General features: G+C 32.2%; 19 protein-coding genes. 14 read left to right on the forward strand and 5 right to left on the reverse strand.

Annotated features, from left to right (window positions below):
• Positions 1-11: 11 nt before the first annotated feature.
• Positions 12-1,400: a dihydrolipoyl dehydrogenase gene (lpdA, locus tag ACKTTR_RS06505; protein WP_133535582.1), complete on the reverse strand. Its 1,389-nt coding sequence runs from the start codon at positions 1,398-1,400 to the stop codon at positions 12-14.
• A gap of 34 nt (positions 1,401-1,434) precedes the next feature.
• On the reverse strand, positions 1,435-3,207 hold the full coding sequence (argS, locus tag ACKTTR_RS06510) for an arginine--tRNA ligase (protein WP_408027068.1): 1,773 nt from the start codon (positions 3,205-3,207) through the stop codon (positions 1,435-1,437).
• 121 nt (positions 3,208-3,328) lie between these two features.
• Between argS and ACKTTR_RS06515 the strand changes: the two genes are divergently transcribed.
• The 4 genes from ACKTTR_RS06515 (at position 3,329) to ACKTTR_RS06530 (ending at position 7,071) form a co-directional block, all read left to right on the forward strand.
• Complete coding sequence (locus ACKTTR_RS06515) at positions 3,329-3,853, forward strand: YkgJ family cysteine cluster protein (RefSeq protein ID WP_408027069.1); 525 nt, start codon at positions 3,329-3,331, stop codon at positions 3,851-3,853.
• A gap of 97 nt (positions 3,854-3,950) precedes the next feature.
• Positions 3,951-4,565: a Crp/Fnr family transcriptional regulator gene (locus ACKTTR_RS06520; RefSeq protein WP_099216213.1), complete on the forward strand. Its 615-nt coding sequence runs from the start codon at positions 3,951-3,953 to the stop codon at positions 4,563-4,565.
• A 100-nt stretch (positions 4,566-4,665) separates the two neighbouring features.
• Complete coding sequence (locus ACKTTR_RS06525) at positions 4,666-6,033, forward strand: leucine-rich repeat domain-containing protein (RefSeq protein WP_408027070.1); 1,368 nt, start codon at positions 4,666-4,668, stop codon at positions 6,031-6,033.
• Between the two features lie 198 nt (positions 6,034-6,231).
• Positions 6,232-7,071 (forward strand): sterol desaturase family protein, encoded by an 840-nt coding sequence (locus ACKTTR_RS06530; RefSeq protein ID WP_408027071.1) that lies wholly within the window; start codon positions 6,232-6,234, stop codon positions 7,069-7,071.
• Between the two features lie 43 nt (positions 7,072-7,114).
• On the opposite strand, the gene ACKTTR_RS06535 is transcribed toward ACKTTR_RS06530, so the two are convergent.
• A complete protein-coding gene (locus ACKTTR_RS06535) occupies positions 7,115-7,375 on the reverse strand; it encodes a hypothetical protein (RefSeq protein ID WP_099216210.1) in 261 nt (86 codons plus the stop codon).
• A 277-nt stretch (positions 7,376-7,652) separates the two neighbouring features.
• On the opposite strand from ACKTTR_RS06535, the gene ACKTTR_RS06540 reads away from it, so the two are divergent.
• Both ACKTTR_RS06540 and ACKTTR_RS06545 read left to right on the forward strand, forming a co-directional pair.
• Complete coding sequence (locus ACKTTR_RS06540) at positions 7,653-8,183, forward strand: hypothetical protein (protein WP_408027072.1); 531 nt, start codon at positions 7,653-7,655, stop codon at positions 8,181-8,183.
• A 65-nt stretch (positions 8,184-8,248) separates the two neighbouring features.
• Positions 8,249-9,031: a hypothetical protein gene (locus ACKTTR_RS06545; protein ID WP_408027073.1), complete on the forward strand. Its 783-nt coding sequence runs from the start codon at positions 8,249-8,251 to the stop codon at positions 9,029-9,031.
• A 72-nt stretch (positions 9,032-9,103) separates the two neighbouring features.
• Here ACKTTR_RS06545 and ACKTTR_RS06550 read toward each other — a convergent pair whose 3' ends face one another.
• A complete protein-coding gene (locus ACKTTR_RS06550; protein ID WP_408027074.1) occupies positions 9,104-9,694 on the reverse strand; it encodes an adenylosuccinate lyase in 591 nt (196 codons plus the stop codon).
• A gap of 45 nt (positions 9,695-9,739) precedes the next feature.
• On the opposite strand from ACKTTR_RS06550, the gene ACKTTR_RS06555 reads away from it, so the two are divergent.
• The 4 genes from ACKTTR_RS06555 to ACKTTR_RS06570 all read left to right on the forward strand — a co-directional run bounded on the left by ACKTTR_RS06555 (position 9,740) and on the right by ACKTTR_RS06570 (position 13,489).
• The gene (locus tag ACKTTR_RS06555) at positions 9,740-10,447 is read left to right on the forward strand and encodes a toxin-antitoxin system YwqK family antitoxin (protein ID WP_408027075.1); all 708 of its coding nucleotides are present in this window, start codon (positions 9,740-9,742) and stop codon (positions 10,445-10,447) included.
• Between the two features lie 299 nt (positions 10,448-10,746).
• On the forward strand, positions 10,747-11,934 hold the full coding sequence (gene mnmA / locus ACKTTR_RS06560) for a tRNA 2-thiouridine(34) synthase MnmA (RefSeq protein WP_408027076.1): 1,188 nt from the start codon (positions 10,747-10,749) through the stop codon (positions 11,932-11,934).
• A gap of 88 nt (positions 11,935-12,022) precedes the next feature.
• A complete protein-coding gene (locus ACKTTR_RS06565; RefSeq protein WP_408027077.1) occupies positions 12,023-12,961 on the forward strand; it encodes an NAD(P)H-dependent flavin oxidoreductase in 939 nt (312 codons plus the stop codon).
• A gap of 102 nt (positions 12,962-13,063) precedes the next feature.
• Positions 13,064-13,489 (forward strand): hypothetical protein, encoded by a 426-nt coding sequence (locus ACKTTR_RS06570; protein ID WP_408027078.1) that lies wholly within the window; start codon positions 13,064-13,066, stop codon positions 13,487-13,489.
• A gap of 83 nt (positions 13,490-13,572) precedes the next feature.
• Here ACKTTR_RS06570 and ACKTTR_RS06575 read toward each other — a convergent pair whose 3' ends face one another.
• The gene (locus ACKTTR_RS06575; RefSeq protein ID WP_408027079.1) at positions 13,573-15,138 is read right to left on the reverse strand and encodes a hypothetical protein; all 1,566 of its coding nucleotides are present in this window, start codon (positions 15,136-15,138) and stop codon (positions 13,573-13,575) included.
• A gap of 132 nt (positions 15,139-15,270) precedes the next feature.
• Here ACKTTR_RS06575 and ACKTTR_RS06580 point away from each other — a divergent pair, with 132 nt between their 5' ends.
• The 4 genes from ACKTTR_RS06580 to leuB are packed head-to-tail and all read left to right on the forward strand — an operon-like array spanning position 15,271 to position 19,536.
• A complete protein-coding gene (locus tag ACKTTR_RS06580) occupies positions 15,271-16,446 on the forward strand; it encodes a 2-isopropylmalate synthase (RefSeq protein ID WP_408027080.1) in 1,176 nt (391 codons plus the stop codon).
• A complete protein-coding gene (gene leuC / locus ACKTTR_RS06585) occupies positions 16,446-17,828 on the forward strand; it encodes a 3-isopropylmalate dehydratase large subunit (RefSeq protein WP_408027081.1) in 1,383 nt (460 codons plus the stop codon). The genes ACKTTR_RS06580 and leuC overlap by 1 nt, the downstream gene beginning before the upstream one ends.
• A complete protein-coding gene (leuD, locus tag ACKTTR_RS06590) occupies positions 17,828-18,409 on the forward strand; it encodes a 3-isopropylmalate dehydratase small subunit (protein WP_408027082.1) in 582 nt (193 codons plus the stop codon). The genes leuC and leuD overlap by 1 nt, the downstream gene beginning before the upstream one ends.
• Before the next feature lie 11 nt (positions 18,410-18,420).
• Positions 18,421-19,536, forward strand: a complete 1,116-nt coding sequence (gene leuB, locus ACKTTR_RS06595) for a 3-isopropylmalate dehydrogenase (RefSeq protein ID WP_408027083.1) — start codon at positions 18,421-18,423, stop codon at positions 19,534-19,536.
• Positions 19,537-19,614 lie beyond the last annotated feature (78 nt).

Raw genomic sequence — 19,614 nt, forward strand, 5'->3', positions numbered from 1 at the left:
ACTTTTGAATCTTATAAGTGAATTACTTCATCATAAGCATCAGCTACAGCTTCCATAACCGCTTCACTCATAGTTGGGTGAGGGTGGATAGCTTTTAATACTTCATGACCAGTAGTTTCTAATTTACGACCTAAAACAGCTTCAGCAATCATATCGGTAACACCAGCACCAATCATGTGACATCCTAACCATTCACCATACTTAGCATCAAAAATAACTTTCACAAATCCGTCAGGAGTACCAGCAGCTTTTGCTTTACCTGAGGCAGAGAACGGGAATTTACCAATCTTTAATTCGTAACCAGCTTCTTTAGCTTGGTCTTCTGTTAAACCAACAGAAGCAATTTCAGGAGTAGCATAGGTACAACCAGGAATGTTTCCGTAGTCGATAGCTTCAGTATGTAGTCCCGCGATTTTTTCTACACAAGTAATTCCTTCCGCAGAAGCAACGTGTGCTAATGCTGGACCAGGAGTTACATCTCCAATGGCATAGTATCCAGGAATATTTGTTTGATACCAATCGTTTACTAAGATTTTATCTCTATCAGTAATAATTCCAACATCTTCTAAACCGATGTTTTCAATGTTTGTTTTAATTCCAACTGCAGATAATACGATGTCTGCTTCTAAAATTTCTTCTCCTTTTTTAGTTTTTACAGTCGCTTTTACTCCATCACCAGAAGTATCAACAGACTCAACAGAAGAACTTGTCATTACTTTAATTCCTGCTTTTTTGAAAGAACGCTCCATTTGTTTAGAAACATCTTTATCTTCTACAGGAACAATTGTAGGCATAAACTCAACCACAGTTACATCCGTTCCCATTGAGTTATAGAAGTGTGCAAATTCAACTCCAATAGCACCAGAACCTACAACAATCATCGATTTTGGTTGTGTTGGTAAGCTCATTGCTTCACGGTAACCGATTACTTTTTTGCCATCTTGTGGTAAACTAGGTAACTCACGAGAACGAGCTCCAGTAGCAATAATAATATTGTCTGCTGAATACTCAGTAACTTTACCATCTTTATCAGTAACATCTACTTTTTTCCCTGGTTTCACCTTACCAAAACCATCGATGATATCAATTTTATTTTTCTTCATTAAGAACTGAACACCCTTGCTCATTCCTTCAGCAACACCACGACTACGTTTAATCACAGCTTCAAAATCTTTATCGATAGCTTCTGCTTTTAAACCGTACTCATCAACATGTTTTAAATAATCATAAACTTGCGCAGATTTTAATAATGCTTTGGTAGGAATACATCCCCAGTTTAAGCAAATTCCACCTAAGTTTTCTTTCTCTACTACAGCGGTTTTAAATCCTAATTGAGAGGCTCTAATTGCAGTTACATAACCTCCAGGACCGCTTCCGATTATTAGTACGTCGTATTTCATGTTGTTTACTTTTTACTTGTTGTTTGTTAATTTTTTACATTCTTTCAGGAACTTGAATTCCTAATAATTTGAATGCAGATTTTATAGTGTCAGCTACTTTTTTAGACAACTGAACTCTAAATACTTTTTTATCTTGATTTTCTTCTCCTAAAATTGATACGTTTTGATAGAATGAGTTGAACTCTTTTACTAAATCATAAGTGTAATTAGCTATCACAGCTGGTGAATAATTACTCGCCGCTTGCTGAATTACTTCAGGGTACAATTCTAATTGTTTGATCAATTCTTTCTCTTTCTCGTGTAATTCTACTGATACAGGTGTTGAATAGTCAAAATCAGCTTTACGTATGATAGACTGAATTCTTGCATAGGTATATTGTACAAACGGACCTGTATTTCCTTGAAAATCTACCGATGCTTGCGGATCAAACAAAATTCTCTTTTTAGGGTCTACCTTTAAAATAAAGTATTTTAAAGCTCCTAATCCGATAATTTTATATAAATCCTCTTTTTCTTCGGTTGAGTAACCTTCTAACTTACCCAACTCTTGTGAAATTTCACGAGCGGTATTGGTCATTTCGTCCATTAAATCGTCAGCGTCAACTACCGTTCCCTCACGAGACTTCATTTTCCCAGAAGGTAAATCGACCATTCCATAACTTAAATGGAATAATTGTTTCGCCCAAGAGTACCCTAATTTTTGTAAGATTAAGAACAATACTTTAAAGTGGTAATCTTGTTCGTTACCTACGGTATATACCATTCCGTTTACATCAGGAAAATCTTTTGAACGTTGAATAGCAGTCCCAATATCTTGGGTCATATACACTGCTGTTCCGTCAGAACGTAACACTAGTTTTTCATCTAGTCCTTCGTCAGTTAAGTCACACCAAACAGAACCGTCTTCTTTTTTGAAGAAAACATCATTTTTAAGTCCTTCTTCAATAACATCTTTTCCTAATAAATAGGTATTGCTTTCGTAGTATAATTTGTCAAAGTTAACTCCGATGTTTTCATAAGTAACGTCGAAACCTTTGTATACCCATCCATTCATCATTTCCCAAAGAGTCACAACTTCTTTATCTCCAGCTTCCCACTTACGCAACATTTCTTGTGCCTCAACAAAAAGTAGAGCTTGCTTCTTAGCGTCATCTTCAGAAATTCCTTTGGCAACTAATTCAGCTATTTCTTTTTTATACTCTTGATCGAATTTTACGTAGTAATTACCAACTAATTTATCTCCTTTTAATCCAGTTGATTCAGGAGTTTCACCATTTCCAAATTTTTGCCAAGCCAACATTGACTTACAAATATGGATACCACGATCGTTGATAATTTGTGTTTTGTAAACTTTATGTCCCGCAGCTTTTAAAATTTCAGCAACCGAATATCCTAATAACACATTACGAACATGCCCTAAGTGTAAAGGTTTGTTGGTGTTAGGAGAAGAATACTCTACCATACGTGCATCCGTATCATCTTCTTTCACAAAACCATAAGTTGAATTCGTAGCTATTTGATTAAAAAAGTTTACGTAGAAAGAATCGTCAACTACTAAGTTTAAAAAACCTTTGACTACATTGTAGCTAGTAATTTCGTTGATATTTTCAACCAAATACTTTCCTAAATCTTCACCAATTTGAACAGGATTTCCTTTTTTGTACCGTAGTAATGGGAAGACAACAACAGTAATGTCACCTTCGAAATCTTTACGGGTTGCTTGAAATTCAACATTTGGAATTTCTACATCATACAAGGCTAAAAATCCTTCTTTTACTTTCGTTTCTATTAACGATTGAATATTCATTGGTTCTTTTTAATTGTCGCACAAAATTAGTGTTTTTAATTTTTTCTTCCCACGATTTGCCTTATGATTTTTTAAGGCAGAATAATGTATGACTTCAAAGGTGCTTTCGTACCTTTGTGCCATGGATAAAGACCTTGAAAACTTACCAAAATTAGCCAAAGACGCTTTACAAGAAAATAAAAAGTATTTTCAACGATTAAAAAGGCGTACACCTAAACGTTTAGATTTATTGATGCAAGAATTGCATGACGAAGAATTTGAACGTACCGACTGTTTAGAATGTGCGAATTGTTGTAAAACGACTTCACCAATCTTCACTGAAAAAGATATAGAGCGCATTGCAAAGCATTTAAAAATGAAGGTGATCGACTTTACCAATCAATATTTACAGCGAGATGAAGATAATTTCATGGTCTTACAATCTGCTCCGTGTACTTTTTTAGATGAATCAGATAATACGTGTTTTATTTATGATGTGCGTCCTAAGGCATGTTCTGAATATCCGCACACTAATCGCAAAAAGTTTATACAAATAGCAGATTTAACAATTAAGAATACCGAGGTTTGTCCTGCAACTTACAGGATAGTAGAGGAGTTGAAAAGAAGATTACCACAATCGGGAAGTTCTAAAAAGAATAAAACTTAATATAGTTGATACGTTTTCGCTTCACCTCACTTAAGATTTTAGTAATTTTTCTTATTTTGGGAAGAGTATTATCCTTTGGAAACATAAATTCATTATTTTGATTAAAACCATATCTGATTCAGATTGTCAATTAGTATATGATTATATACAGTTTGCCGGCCCAATAAGTGATGATTTCTTTTTGGAGTTAATAAAGTATTTTAAAAAAAGAAAATACGCTAAAGGTGAAATCATTTTAAAAGAAGGAGACGTAGAATTTAAATCCAATATTGTAGCCAAAGGTGTAGTTCATCAGTTTGTTTATGATGAAGATATTCCTATTACATCTAACATTTCACCACAGGGTTTATCATTTAACAGTCTTAAAAGTTATATAGAAGGAACTCCTTCTGTAGAAATTCAGGAAGCTATTACAGATGTCGAAATACTATCTATAGAGAAGAAAGATATTGAAATACTTTCAAAAAAGTGGACCGAAATGGCTTATGTTATGTATAAAGTTCATGAATCTATTTTGCTGGATAGAGAGAATAGGATGAGCTTGCTGCAATACAGAAGTCCATCAAAAAGATTTCAACTTTTTCATGAAATGGTAGTACGATCAAATTTGATGTTAAAGAGCACTCCTGATAAATACATTGCTAGTTATTTAAATATGACTCCTCAGCAATATAGTAAAGAAAAGCACCTTCAAAAAAGATCGGGAAAATAAGCTCTTGTAAAAAACACATAGAACTTATCTGGAGATAATTTTAGAGTTGTCAAGATTTTATTATTTAGCCTAATATTTGATTATAATTAATTTTTATAATATGCTAAAACACATAAAATTTATTTTAGTACCTGTTATCTTATCCGGATTCTTTTTAAACTCTTGTAGTAAAAAAGACGATGATCCTATTCTTAGTAATGAGAATATGATTCTGAGTTTTATATTTAAATCACAAAATAATATTGCTTTAACTTCAGATATTACAGCCCAAATTAATGAAGATGATAAAACTATTAAAGCGACAGTGCCATTTGGAACAACCATAACAGCTTTGATACCTACCCTTCAAGTATCTGAACATGCAATTTTTTCTCCTGAAGGAACAATAGATTTTACAAATCCAGTTACGTATACCGTTACTTCTCAAAATCAAACTACTGCAAATTATAGTGTTATTGTTGAAACAGTTCCTCTAACACAAAGAGAAGCATTAATGGCTATTTTCAATGCTAATCCAAGCAATTATTTAGATTGGAATTTTGATAATGAAGATATAAGTACATGGAGTCGTTTAGTTGTTGATGATGAAGGCTATGTAGTTGAATTAGATTTTCGCAATGTTAATTTAAAAACAATTCCAGCAGAGATTCAATATTTAACTCATTTAGAAACATTAAGTTTTAATGATAACCATATTCAAACGCTTCCTGCCGAAATAGGAAGCTTAGTAAATTTAACAAATTTAAGCTTGTATGATAATAATATTAATACTCTTCCTGTTGAAGTAGGAGAGTTAATTAATTTAACGAATTTAAACATTTCTAGAAATGAAATACAAATTCTACCAGAAAGTATTGGTAATCTTACTAAATTAAAAATTCTACAAGCTTCTTTAAATAAAATAGAAAGTTTACCTGAAGAAATAGGGGATATGAAAGCTTTGGAAAGATTACATATGTTTAATAATTTATTAATAGAAATACCAGAAAGTATAAGTAATCTATCTAACTTAATAGACCTAAACCTTGGACGTAATCAAATAACACAAATACCAAATTCAATTAAAGACTTAACTAAATTAACAAAACTAAGTTTGTCTTCAAATCAAATAGAAAGCGTCCCTGATGAGGTGTTTATGTTATCAGAATTAACATTTTTACATTTATTTTCTAATAAGCTTACTGTTATTTCATCAGAAATTGAAAACCTTACTAAATTAGAATTTTTATACTTAGGAAATAATCAACTATCTGAGGTTCCAGAGCAGATAGGGAACTTAAGTAACTTAAAAGGATTATACTTTCAAGATAATCAGTTAGAAAGTGTACCTATTCAAATAGGAAATTTGAAAGAATTAGAACAGTTGTTTTTACAAGATAACTTATTAATTACTATACCACAAAAAATATGCGACTTAGAAAATAGAGGTACTGTTATTACTAAAGATTCGGCAGTAATTTGTGAGTAAACTTTCAAAAAAAACATTATAAGTACTTAAAGGGTTACCTTATTAGTAAATGATTAAAGTTTTGAAATGTAATTCCATTAAATGCTCCTTAGGCTTGCTTTAGAGAAATTTACTTTTCTGATTGTATTTTCAAAGATGAACAAATCTGTAATGATAACTATAATCAAAAATTCTTACTTTTAGAAAAAATATTACACATTGGAAACCCTTATACATTATTTTGAAACTATTCCTTCTATTCATAGAAGTATTATTTTAGTTGGTGGAATTACTTTTTTTTGGTTATTGGAAGGTGCTGTACCATTGTTTAGTTTTAAATACAATAAATGGAAACATGCATGGCCTAACTTATTTTTTACAGCAACTACGATAATCATTAATTTTGCATTGGCCTTTTTATTATTAAAAACAGCCGATTGGGTGCAAGCAAATAATTTTGGATTGATTAACTGGCTTCCTGAAATGCCATTATGGTTGTACGTATTGTTAGGTGTGTTATTTTTAGACTTTTTCGGAGCTTATTTAGCACATTTAGTAGAACATAAAGTGAAACCTTTGTGGATGGTACATTTAGTACATCATTCAGATCATAAGGTAGATACCACCACAGCAAACCGACATCACCCAATAGAGAGTGTTATCCGTTTTACATTTACTTTAGTAGGTGTTTTTTTAGTTGGAACGCCAATAGGTATAATCATGTTGTACCAATCTATGTCGTTAGTGTTTACACAACTAACTCATGCCAATATAAAAATGCCTAAAAAATTAGATAAAGTATTAAGTTATGTTATTGTTTCACCAGATATGCATAAAGTGCATCATCATAACTTATTACCTTATACTGATTCCAACTATGGAAATATCTTTTCTATTTGGGACCGATTATTAGGAACGTACATGGAATTAGATCGTGAAAAAATTGTTTACGGAGTAGATACATTTCCAGATGAAGTAAAAAACTCAAGTTTAAAAGAGTTGCTAAAACAGCCTTTCCAAGGATATCGAAAACCTACGAGCTTAAAAGGTATTAAATAAATAAAAGCAAGCAGTTAGGCTTGCTTTTATAATTCTTATCTAGTTATAAAGGATAACAAATGTAGCCACGATAGCTTAAATCTGTGTAAGAATAAAAAAAGGTAGGTGTATTACCATTACTAGTTTGATTATGACATCTCCACTTCCAACTTGGTGTTACTGGATCAGAAGGAAATCTGTCAGGATCTGTTGTTGTGTCTACTCCATCTAAATAACCACCAAAAGACCCTCCTCCTGAAATTTCTTTTTGAGTTAAACTGTTTAGTTTTTGAACACCACTTAACTTTAAAATTTTTTTCAACATAATTTTTTAATTTGATTTATAACGTTAGCAAAACTATAACCGAAAGGGAAGAAGATTTTTAGGTTAACGACTGTATTTTTAAAAGGAATAAACACTTGATTTATAAAGGAAATAAATTGGAGTAGTTTACGAATCATAGTAACCGTTTAGTACGTAACATTTATTGGTTTACTTAAAGGGTGTTTTTCCTGTGGTATAAACAACTATTCGCCTGATGCTTAGCTTGTAAAGCTCCTGTATATTTGAAGCTATAATTAACCCCGAAAACTATTATTTTATGAAACAACTACAAAACTTTGTATTTGTAGGCGTCGCTTTTATGATGCTACAAGCATGTCAAAAAGAAGACACTACAAATGAACTGTTAAACAACAAAAACTTAGAGGTAAAACAAGCTCGAGCCTATTACGCACCATGGGTATATGTTATGGATTGGCGTTTTAGTAGAGGAACATGTACTACAGGTCCTGGAGTATGTTTTAAAAACGACTATGGCGACATACTTGTATATGGAAATGCAAGTTCAGGCTCATCAGAAGAAGTAAAAGAAACTTTCTCGAAACTTATGGAAGGAAATAACGATGAAGATAATGGTGTGATAGCATTCAGAAATGAAGGTGAATCATTACGATTGGTGTTCTCAAGAAGTTTAGAAGAAGAAGACTTCATTATTTCAGAAGACGTATCACTAAGAGATGATATTGTAAAGGAATTAGGTAAAACTAATATTACTTTACAAGCAGGTAAATACGTTGTAGATTATTCTCGTTTTAAAAACGGAGAGGTTTTAATACCTGTAAAAAATTAAAAAACTAACTAATCAAACGAATGAATTCTTAGTAAAGACTAAGAATCTCAAAAAAATAAGAAAAAATGAAAAAACAAAATTTTTTATGGATGGCCGTGATGTGTTTTACATTGCTTTTTAGCTGTCAAAGCGAAGATATAATTGAAAATGAATCGAAAAAAGAAGAAGTACAATTAGCAAAAGAAGGTACAGTAATTATTAACCACACGTACGATTATTACGGAAAGCAATTTAAGGTATCTTATGTATATGATGAAGAAAGTGGAGAAGTATTGAAAGCAGATGGAGATGTAGATCTTGCTCAAGAAATCTTTGGGGATGAAGAAAGAGCTCCAAAATCATTATTCTTTGATAATCAAAAAGAAGGAAGTACAGATATTCAAGTTAAAGTTTTTAATAATGGAGAAGACTTACAAGAGTATGCTTCAAAAGTGGCAGAAGAATTTCCAGGAGATCAAGTAGCTACAGAAGGAAAAGCATCTAAAGGGTGTAGTGATTATGACATTTATGGCTCAGGTAATTTTTACTTCTATAAGCATATATATTACAATACATATATGAGTGGTATGAGTAGAACGAACCGATATTATTACCGAGATTATTGGGTAGGAAGTGGTTATAACGATCAATTATCTTCTTTAATTGTAAAAAAGCCATGGAATAGAAGAGCTTTGGTGTATTTATATCAACATTCTTGTTATGGAGGAAAAGTTATAGGCTTTTATCAATCAACAGGTCCATCAGGTTTTGGAGTAGCTAACCTTAAATGGTATACTATGTCAGGTTGGTGGTTCTGGAGAAAATCTTGGAACGATCAGGTTTCATCTACTAAAGGATGGGCATGGTAATAAAATAAACTATAACTATTTAGTTGCTTGTAAAATAATAAAGAACCTCAGGAGATTTTTTCTTCTGAGGTTTTATAATTGTTTCTGGTTTTTATTTTTCTTAATCAACTCCAATATTTTCTTTCCTCTAGCTTTACAACCTTTACTTTCATGAATTACTTTAGTACGAATAATATGCTCTAACTCAGGATGAACCCAATCTTTTTGTAAACCAAATAAAAACAAAGTGCTCATGGTGTAGGCTTTAACGGCTATTTTTTGATCAGTAATTAACCAATCAAATCCAGTTTCTATAATTAAATCGATATTGGTTTCTGTTAACTGTTCTTTTATTTTATTTGTTGCTTTTGAAGCAAAAGCAATTGCTAAATGCTCACAAATTTTAGCACATGGCCTTACAGCACTGTCAAAGTGTACTCTAGATATATTGTTTGTAAAAACAGTCAAATAAGGAATAATATATTCAATTCCATTATGTGTACAAATCCATTCCAGCACCCAAGCAGCTTTAATAGATAGTTTATTATCAATATCAAAAGTAATGTCAACTAAATATTTTATCAATTCAGGTTGTGTCAATACAATATTTGCAGCATTATTTCTGTTTACTCTAGCAGGATTATCAACATTTTCTAACACAGAAATTAAAAAATCAAGACTCATATTGGTATGGTTTATGTAAATTTGAAATGTAAAAGAAATTATAGCATGATAAATATAAAAAGGATATTTTCAACAGCACTTTTGTTATCGGTATTTTTTATAACAGCTACTCAAGCACAAAAAATAAACCAATTTGATGCTAATGGAAACAGACATGGAGTTTGGAAAAAGTATTATGACGATAATAAAAACAAAATAAGATATTCAGGCGAATTTAAAAATGGAAAAGAGGTAGGGGTATTTAATTTTTACGAACCTAACTCTTATGGAATACCATCTATGACTAAGGAGTTTTCAGCAAAGTCAGATAGTGCCTTTGTACAGTTTTTTACGCCGAAAGGAAAAGTAAAAACAAAAGGGTGGATGATAGGAAAAAAGCGAGTAGGAAAATGGATGTATTATTTTTCTGATGGAAAACTTTTTTCAGAAGAAGAATATACTGATGGTAAATTAGACGGAGTTTTAAAAAACTATTATAGAAATGGGAAGTTAACTGAAGAAAGTATTTATAAAGATGGCAAGAAAAATGGGCTATCTAAAATTTTTACTGAGGCAGGCATAGTAATTGAAGAAGTGTATTATGTTGACGGAAAATTAGAAGGAGAAGGGAAGTACTACGATTTAAAAGGAGATTTAAAAGAAAAAGGAATGTATAAAAATGGTAAAAGAGATGGCAAATGGCAATTTTACATGGATGGAGAAGTAGTTACCGACAAGAGAAAAAGAGCTGTACATTCAATACCTAAAAATTAATCTCTAAATATTGAGAACATAAAGAAAAGCTTATTATTGATAGTCTTTCTTTTACTTTCTTACACTAATAATGTAGCAGAGTATTAGAGTTCTGTTTTTTGACTTTGATTAGTTAAAAAGTAAACAGAATATGAAGAGATGATTCCAAATATAAGAGAAGTGAATTTTTAGAAAAATTCTAAAAGAGGGTAACAAACTAAGATATATTAGAGTCTATCAATTTTAGTAATGAAGTCATCAATTATTTCCATAATGAAAACGTTTATTATTTCGTAAATTTGCAGCTTCAAAAGTACAAGATGAAAAGAGTAGTAGTAGGACTTTCAGGAGGTGTAGATAGTAGTGTAACCGCCTATTTACTAAAAGAACAAGGATACGAAGTTATTGGATTGTTTATGAAGAATTGGCACGACGATTCCGTAACCATTTCTAATGAATGTCCGTGGTTAGAAGATAGCAATGATGCCATGATTGTTGCAGAAAAATTAGGAATTCCTTTTCAAACAGTTGATTTAAGCGAACAATACAAAGAACGTATAGTTGACTATATGTTTAATGAATACGAAAAAGGACGTACTCCAAATCCAGATGTATTATGCAATCGTGAAATTAAATTTGATGTGTTTATGGACATCGCATTAAGTTTAGGAGCCGATTATGTAGCTACAGGACATTATTGTAGAAAATCAGAAGAAATTATTGATGGAAAGCCTGTGTATAAATTATTAGCAGGAAAGGACACTAATAAAGACCAATCATACTTTTTATGTCAATTATCACAAGAACAATTATCTAAAGCGTTATTTCCTATTGGAGAGTTGACAAAACCAGAAGTTCGAGAAATAGCAAAAGAAGCAGATTTAATTACAGCTGATAAAAAAGACAGCCAAGGATTGTGTTTTATAGGAAAAGTAAGACTTCCAGACTTCTTACAACAAAAACTACAACCAAAAGAAGGAGATATTGTCCGAATTCCAGATGAATTTGAGCAGTACAATCGTTCAGTTCCAGAATTTGATAATAAAGAAGCAGAGTTAGAATATTTTTCAACGAAGTTCTCTTATAATAAAGAGGATGGAAAAGTAGTAGGAAAACATCAAGGAGCGCATTATTTTACAAAAGGTCAACGTAAAGGTTTAGCAGTTGGAGGAACTAAAGAACCATTGTTTGTGATTGAAACCGATGTAGATACCAACATTATTTATACAGGAGAAGGAAAAAATCACCAAGGCTTGTATCGAAGTGTATTGTTTGTGTCAAATGAAGAATTACACTGGGTACGTGAAGATTTAGCTTTACAAACTGGCGAGTCTATGGAAGTAGAAGCACGTATTCGTTACCGACAACCGTTAGAAAAAGCTACTCTGTATAAAGTAGACAACGGAATTTATGTTGAATTTGAAAATCCACAATCGGCTATTCAAGAAGGACAATTTGTTGCTTGGTATAAAAATGAAGAACTGTTAGGTTCTGGTGTGATTTCGTAACCTTCTTATAAACAAAAAGATAAATGTACAACCTCGATTTTTCCGAGGTTTTTTTGTGCTTCCTAGCTAATGATTGTACATTTACGCTATGCAAAACAGAATTACCAAACTATTTAATATACAGTATCCAATTGTTCAAGGTGGAATGATTTGGGTTTCAGGATGGAAGCTAGCTTCTGCAGTGTCAAATGCAGGTGGATTAGGATTAATTGGAGCAGGATCTATGTATCCAGAAGTACTTCGTGAACACATTCAAAAATGTAAAAAAGCAACAGATAAACCTTTTGGTGTAAATGTACCAATGTTGTATCCTGATATAAAAAAAATCATGGATATTATCGTTGAAGAAGGAGTAAAAATTGTGTTTACTTCTGCAGGCAACCCAAAAACATGGACCTCATTTTTAAAGGAAAAAGGAATTACTGTAGTTCATGTGGTAAGTTCAGTAAAATTTGCCTTAAAAGCAGAAGCAGCTGGAGTAGATGCTGTAGTATGTGAAGGTTTTGAAGCTGGAGGTCATAACGGCCGTGAAGAAACTACTACATTTACACTAATTCCTATGGTAAAAGAACAAGTTAAAATTCCGGTAATTGCCGCAGGAGGAATAGGTTCAGGTAGAGGAATGTTAGCAGCAATGGTGTTGGGAGCAGATGGAGTGCAAATAGGAAGTCGCTTTGCTGCTACTGTAGAATCTTCAGCACATGACAACTTCAAAAAAACAATTGTTGAAGTAAAAGATGGTGGTACACAACTAACGTTAAAAGAACTTGCACCTGTACGTTTGGTAAAAAACAAGTTCTTTCAAGAAGTACAGGAATTATATCAACAGAATCCGACGATAGAAGAATTAAAAGAATTGTTAGGGCGTGCGCGTGCTAAAAGAGGTATGTTTGAAGGAAACTTGGACGATGGAGAACTAGAAATAGGTCAAGTAGCAGGGCTTATCCATGAAATTAAACCAGCACAAGAAGTTTTAGAAGCAATTATAGAAGAATATCAGCAAGTGAAAAAAGAGCAGTTGTTTTAGATAAAATTGTTTTCTTTTTTATTATTAGAATAAATCACTAGTTGTGAAAAGGAAAGTAGGACGCTTATTTATAATATGTTAATAGGGATAAATAACTTTTTAATGTTTAGATTTTTAAAAAAAAGAAAGAAAAATATAAAAGAATATATTGAGTACGTAGATAAAAATAAAATTGATTTTCAGTTAAATATAGGTTGTGTTTTAAAGCAGGTAAAACAAAATAGGGTAGATATTCAGGCATTCAGGCAGATTGTTATCAAAGACTTCAACCATGAAGTAAAAGATGAAAATGGGTATATGTTGCTGTTGAGTTTTAATGATGAGAAGTATAATAACTCAATAAATTATAGCGACTTTAAACAATCCTCTTTGTATAAAAAAAGTTTTCATGTTAATATTTATGGAGATACATATTTAATAAGAATTCAGAATAAAGATAGCTTAATAAGTGTAGTAAATGAACTACTTAAAAATATTTTTAAATATAATGATGAAACTATTATTTTTACTCAATTTGAAAAACTATAAAAATTATTATTTATAGAATACATTTTTCTAACTAAGGATTAGGACATTATAGAAAAAGAAACAACATAACTCAGACCTCAATTTCAACACTTTTGAGAACTAACAAATTTCTCTTTAATAATTTGAGCAACAGGTTTGTTTTCAATTTTACTTTCAAGCCACGAAAGAATATCTAAATATAAAAAAGCTCTTTTTTCATAAGGGTGATTCTCATAAACCTTAAGGCGACTGTGCACTTTTTTTAACTCCTTTTTTATTTGATGCGGATATACATCTCCCAACGCTTTTATAGAAGAAATAAACTCTTTTTGAACCTCTTGTAAATTTTCCATTTTAAGTAAAAAACGATAGGTGTCTTTAAACTGTCGCTCCAAATCATAATCTAAGCCACACTCGTAATGAGCAATTAAAGAGAGTACTCTGGCAAAACACTGTAGATCGTTAGCTACTTGAATATTTTTAGGTTTAATTATTTTATTTAAATACAAAATACACTCTTTGTTTTTACCCATACCAAAGTACAAACAAGCAATTTTATAGTAAAATACCACGATATGATGATTATCAAGACGATCCTTATAACTATTAATCTTATCATTAATAATAGCCACTAAATATTCACCCTCAGAAAAACTACCCTCTAAGAAGTGTAAGTGCAATTTATTAGCATAATAGTATAGAAAAGTTAAGATTTCAGTATTGCTATTTTGCGGAATACTTTTCTCTTCAATTTCCTTTTCAAAAGCAGAGAGCTCTTCTTGAAACTTACCATAGTGCTTTATAAAAAATAAGCTTTCTAATAAGTAATTCTTTCCTTTTAAATAAAAAACAGGATGTAAAGAAATATTCTTAGTATCATTCTTAAATAAATCTACCCATTTATTAGCATACTTATAACTCTGTAAAAAATCTTGTGTTAAAAAGCTGTGCCACAAATGTGCTTTGTATAACCATAACTTTTCCCTAAAACCCAATTCTTCATAGGTATATTCAGGAAGTTTAGAATAAAAGTAAGTATTTACTCGCTGCAGCTCTTCATCATTTTTTACGTAACCATTTTTAAGCAATGTTCCATACAGTTGTAGCGATAAGTTTGACAGTTTACTGGCAATAACATTTTGCATGCTAAGCTCTTTAGCTTGAACAGTTAATTCGTCAGAACGTGTGTCAATACTTCGGGTTATGTATTGGCTTTCAATAACCTTTTCAAGCTCAACAATTTCATAGGCAACATTCTTTTCTTCATTTTCAACCGCCATATTTTTTGCTTTGTCAAGCAGTTTTAAACTTTGCTTGTACAACCCTTTTTGATATAAAACTGTAGCAAAATCTAACTGCTCACGTATTTGAATTCTAATGTTTTTATGAGCAGGATTCATACGAAGACTAGTTAGTATTTGCTTATATAAATGAGCTTTTAAGTTAGATAACTGTTGCTTACTCACCACACCGCTATTTATAATAGCCTTTTCGTTATAACTCTTTTGTTTTTCAAGCAATTTAAAAAGCGCAAAAAATTTAGCATCTACATTACCTCCTAAACGACCAACATATAAATTAAACTGACGTTTTTCTGACTTCGATAAAGACTTAATCAAAACAAACAAAGCATCATTTTGTTGGTTGGAGAATGTAATTGGTTTACGCATAACTTTTTGTTTTTCAGTGTTTTGTTTTTGTTTTTTGTTGTTTTGATATCGTAACTAACCCATTAAAAAAGAGCCTGATAGAAAAGCCAATATATACATTTGGTTTTTATTTTGATAATCATAGTTAGATTTATGCAAAGCGATAAAATTCAAATTTTCGATACCACATTACGAGACGGAGAGCAAGTCCCAGGATGTAAATTAGATACCCAACAAAAGCTAGTTATTGCTGAAAGACTCGATTTTTTAGGAGTTGATGTAATAGAGGCAGGTTTTCCTGTATCCAGTCCAGGAGATTTCACATCAGTACAAGAAATAGCCAAATTGGTTAAAAATGCTGCTGTTTGCGGATTAACGAGAGCTGTAAGAAAAGATATAGAAGTAGCAGCAGATGCTTTAAAATTTGCTAATAAGCCTAGGATTCATACGGGTATTGGTACTAGCGATTCACATATTCAGTATAAATTCAATGCTTCGAAAGAAGAAGTAGTTAGACGAGCAAAAGAAGCTGTTTCGTATGCCAAAAACTTTGTAGACGATGTTGAGTTTTATGCAGAAGATGCAGGTAGAACCGATAATGCTTTTTTAGCCAAAGTTTGTGAAGAAGTTATAAAATCAGGAGCAACAGTGTTAAATATTCCAGATACCACAGGATATTGTTTACCTGAAGAATATGGAGCAAAAATTAAATACCTAAAAGACAATGTTAAAGGTATTGAAAACGTAATTATTTCTTGTCATTGTCATAACGATTTAGGGTTGGCTACTGCAAATTCTATTGCAGGAGCTATCAATGGTGCACGTCAGATAGAATGTACGGTTAACGGAATAGGAGAGCGAGCAGGAAATACAGCATTAGAAGAGGTTGTAATGATTTTAAAACAACACCCATATTTAAACCTTCAAACAGATATCAATACCAAATTACTGTACGATACAAGTATGATGGTTCGCGAACGTATGGGAATGCCTGTACAACCTAACAAAGCCATTGTAGGAGCAAATGCCTTTGCACATAGCTCAGGAATTCATCAAGATGGAGTAATCAAGAACCGTGAAACCTATGAAATTATCGATCCAGCAGATGTAGGAGTTACAGAAAGCGCTATTGTATTAACAGCAAGAAGCGGAAGAGCAGCCTTAGCTTACCGTGCAAAAAAGATAGGGTATGAGCTAACTAAAATTCAGTTAGATACAGCTTATAAAACGTTCTTACAGTTTGCTGACAGACAAAAAGAAGTAATCGATGAAGACATTCATCAGATTATGAAACAAGTTAATAAAATTTCAAAAATAGCTATAGCTTAATGGGAAAGACATTATTTGATAAAGTATGGGATGCGCATGTGGTAGACACTGTTAAAAACGGACCACAAATATTATATATAGACAAACACTTAATTCACGAAGTAACCAGTCCGCAAGCTTTTAACGAGTTAAAAGAGCGTAATATTCCAATTGCACGACCAGACAAAACAGTAGCAACAGCCGATCATAATACACCAACAGTAAATCAACATTTACCTATAAAAGACGAGTTGTCTCGAAACCAATTAGAGCAGTTGACAAAAAACTGTGAAGAAAACAATATCACTTTATATGGGTTAGGGCATCGTTATAACGGAATAGTACACGTTATGGCACCAGAATTAGGAATTACTCAACCAGGAATGACTATGGTTTGTGGAGATAGCCATACATCAACACACGGTGCTTTTGGTACTATTGCCTTTGGTATTGGAACAAGCCAAGTAGCTCAAGTATTTGCAAGTCAATGTTTGTTGTTAGAAAAACCTAAAAGCTTACGTGTAAATGTAAACGGTAAGTTGAAAAAAGGAGTGTTACCTAAAGATGTAATTTTATATATCATAGCTCAATTAGGAACAAATTCAGGTACAGGATATTTCTGCGAATATGCAGGAAATGTATTTGAAGAAATGTCTATGGAAGGACGTATGACTGTGTGTAATATGAGTATTGAAATGGGAGCTAGAGGAGGTATGATTGCTCCAGATGAAACCACTTTTGAATATGTAAAAGGACGTGAGTTTGCACCAAAAGGAGATGAGTTTGATAAAAAAGTAGCCTATTGGAAAACATTAAAAACAGATACAAATGCAGTATTTGATAAAGAGTATTCGTTTAATGCAGAAGACATAGAACCAATGCTTACCTACGGAACCAACCCTGGAATGGGGATAAAAATTTCAGAGAACATTCCCCAATTTAATGATGCTTCCTTTGAAAAGTCATTACAATATATGAACTTTAAAAAAGGAGCATCGTTAATCGATACACCTGTTAACTACGTATTTATAGGAAGCTGTACCAACTCTAGAATAGAAGATTTTAGAGTCGCAGCAAACTATATAAAAGGGAAACAAAAAGCAGCAAATGTAAACGCGTGGTTAGTACCAGGTTCACAACAAGTGGCAAAACAAATAAAGCGAGAAGGTTTACAAGAAGTTTTTGAAGCAGCAGGATTTCAATTACGTCAACCAGGTTGTTCAGCATGTTTAGCAATGAATGACGATAAAATACCAGAAGGAGAATACTGTGTATCAACTTCAAACAGAAACTTTGAAGGACGTCAAGGACAAGGAGCGAGAACCATTTTAGCAAGTCCGTTAATGGCAGCTGCTACGGCTGTTGAAGGAAAAATCACTGACTTTACAAAACAATTAAACTAATGGAGAAATTTGTTAAACTAATAGATACAGCCATACCGTTACCAACAGAAAACATAGATACCGATCAAATTATACCCGCACGATTTTTAAAATCAACCAATAAAGAAGGATTCGGAGATAATGTATTTAGAGATTGGCGTTACAAAAAGAACGGAAGTATAAATGAAGACTTTGTCCTAAACAACCCAAATTATACTGGAAGTATTTTAATAGCAGGAGATAACTTTGGTTGTGGTTCAAGTAGAGAACATGCTGCATGGGCATTAGCGGGCTATGGATTTAAAGTAGTAATCAGTAGTTTTTTTGCTGATATATTTAAAGGAAATGCACTTAACAATGGAATATTACCAGTACAGGTACCCAAAGAATATTTAGCAAAACTGTTAAAAAAAGTAACTGAATTACCAGATACAACCATTATAGTAGATTTAGAAAATCAAGCACTAAAAACACCTATAGGTAATGTAGATTTTGAAATCAATCCATACAAAAAGCTATGTATGATAAATGGTTACGACGATATAGATTTTTTAATTAGTAAAAAAGATACAATAACAGCTTTTGAAGCAACAATGAAATAAAAAGTAAAAAGATGAAGTACAACATAACGGTAATACCAGGAGATGGAATCGGGCCAGAAGTAACAGAACAGGCAAAAAAAGTGCTTAGAGCTGTTGGTAATGTGTTTGATCACACATTCTTATTTACAGAAACATTAATGGGAGCCTGTGCTATTGATAAAACAGGAAACCCGTTACCAGATGAAACTATTGAACAGTGTAAAAAGAGTGATGCTATTTTATTTGGAGCTATTGGAGATCCAAAATACGATAATGATCCTACAGCAAAAGTACGTCCAGAACAAGGATTATTGCGTTTAAGAAAAGAGCTAGGGTTGTTTTGTAATGTACGCCCAGTAAAAGCATATGACACGTTACTTCAAAATTCACCATTAAAGAAAGATAGAATCGAAGGAACCGATATTTCTATTTATAGAGAACTGACTGGAGGAATCTATTTTGGAATTAAAGAATTGAGTGATGACGGACAACATGCTTTTGATGGTTGTTCATACACCGTAGAAGAAATTGAAAGAATGGCGCACTTAGCTTTTCAGGCAGCTCAAAAAAGACGTAAAAAATTAACATTGGTAGATAAAGCCAACGTATTAGAAACGTCAAGGTTATGGCGTAAAGCAGTAACAGCATTGGCAACACAATATCCAGATGTTGAAGTTGACTTTTTATTTGTAGATAATGCTGCAATGCAATTAATTTTAAATCCAAAACAATTTGATGTAATTCTAACAGAAAATCTTTTCGGAGACATACTTTCTGATGAAGCAAGTGTTATAGGAGGCTCTATAGGTTTGTTAGCATCAGCTTCAGTAGGAAAAGAAAATGCATTATTTGAACCTATTCATGGATCTTTTCCACAAGCAAAAGGAAAAGATATAGCAAATCCGTTAGCTTCTATTTTATCTACAGCAATGTTATTAGAACATTTAGGTTTAATGCAAGAAGCTAAAGTAGTAGAAGTAGCCGTTCAAAAATCATTAGAATTAGGAATTACTACAGAAGACATCAATTCAGAAAATCCATTTTCTACTAGTAAAGTAGGAGATTTTATAGCGGACTATATCTATAACCAAGAAGATAGTGATATGAACTTCCAAAATATACACATGGGGCAAAGCACTATTATATAAGTTATAAACACTATAAATTAACCGTAAACTTCCTTTAACTACTGCTGTTAGAGGAAGTTTTGTTTTTAAGTTGTTGAT

Source organism: Tenacibaculum litoreum, from assembly GCF_964513915.1.
GTDB classification, from domain to species: Bacteria; Bacteroidota; Bacteroidia; order Flavobacteriales; family Flavobacteriaceae; genus Polaribacter; species Polaribacter litoreum.